This is a genomic window from Bradyrhizobium lablabi (genome assembly GCF_018129385.1).
GTDB lineage: Bacteria > Pseudomonadota > Alphaproteobacteria > Rhizobiales > Xanthobacteraceae > Bradyrhizobium > Bradyrhizobium lablabi_C.
Genome location: NZ_JAFCLN010000054.1, coordinates 1 through 1,167, shown reverse-complemented (window position 1 = coordinate 1,167; position 1,167 = coordinate 1). Strand labels below are relative to the sequence as shown.

Here is a 1,167-nt window from a genome sequence, read left to right as displayed (position 1 = left end):
ATCACTGGGATGGGCTGACGCTGTTTCTCCGCGACGGCCGCGTTGAGGTCGATTCCAACACGGTCGAGCGTTCCATGCGCCCGATTGCCATGGGAAGACGCAACTCATTGTTCAGCGGCAGCGAGGGCGGCGCCGAGAGCTGGGCGATCCTGGCATCGCTCGTGAACACGGCAAAGCTCCATGAACTCGATCCGCAGACCTATCTGACTGACGTGCTGGAGCGCATCGTGTCCGGGCAAACCAAGAGCCATCAGGTGCACGAGCTGCTCGCCTGGAACTGGAAGGCGGCGCGCCAGCGCACCGCACAGGCCGCGGCATGAGGGCGCGCCGCCATAAGGCAGCGCCGTCGATGGCAGCAGCCGCGATGCCGCTTGAGGAACTCGAGCGGTGGCTGCAGGCTCGCCTCGATCGGCATCCTGCCGCCACCAGCATTGCCATGCTCGACGGCTACGTCGCCGCCATCGTGGCTGGACCGGTGTCGATGAGCCCACTCGACTGGATCTGCCCGCTGCTCGCCATCGATGCCGATGCTTTCAACCACGGCGGCACCCCGGAGTTCGCGGCGATTTCCGCCGTCGCGCTGCGTCACAACGAGATCAGCCAGATCCTTTCGACCACGCCTCGCCAGTTCGCGCCGATGCACCGGCGTGAAGTCAGTGGCGATATCGATCCGCGTCCGTGGTGCCAGGGCTTCTACGCCGCGATGCGGCTCAGGCTGTCGGTGTGGACGCCGTTGCTGGACGCCAGCAACGTCAATCACGGTCTGCTGCGGCCCATCCTGCTGCATTGTCGCGACGATCAGGGCCATCCGCTGCTCGGACCGCCGCCAAGCGGCCGCGAAACCGAGCACTTTCTCCGCAATGCCCACCTCGACATTCCAGCGACCGTCGAGGCGCTGCGCCAATACTGGATGCCGATCCGCTACCCACGCGCCCGCTGATCACCCGGACGTGGGAGCTCATACCGGTTACGTTCAATCGCGCGGCCGTGTTCTCGAGGTAGAAGGCCATTAATCGCTCAAGTTGGATCTGCACCCATTCCTGCCGCCACGCCGTGACGTCCTCAGCCGGTCCGGAACCGAGGACGGCCTCCGCCTCCGCGTAGGACGTCAAGGCTTTGCGATGATTATGTCGCTGACGCGCCCACGTCTGTCCAATCTTGCGGTAG

Annotated in this window: 2 protein-coding genes; both read left to right on the top strand. The window is 65.0% G+C overall.

Going from position 1 to position 1,167, the window contains the following annotated elements:
• Positions 1 to 320, top strand: a 320-nt coding sequence (locus JQ628_RS34355) for an IS66 family transposase (protein WP_212231056.1), incomplete at its 5' end; no start/stop codon positions are given.
• A 29-nt stretch (positions 321 to 349) separates the two neighbouring features.
• The gene (locus JQ628_RS34350; RefSeq protein ID WP_212231055.1) at positions 350 to 940 is read left to right on the top strand and encodes a UPF0149 family protein; all 591 of its coding nucleotides are present in this window, start codon (positions 350 to 352) and stop codon (positions 938 to 940) included.
• Positions 941 to 1,167 lie beyond the last annotated feature (227 nt).

Bases quoted from the DNA above. Each gene is read 5' to 3' on its own strand.
- JQ628_RS34350 (WP_212231055.1), top strand. From the start codon at position 350: ATGGCAGCAGCCGCGATGCCGCTTGAGGAACTCGAGCGGTGGCTGCAG.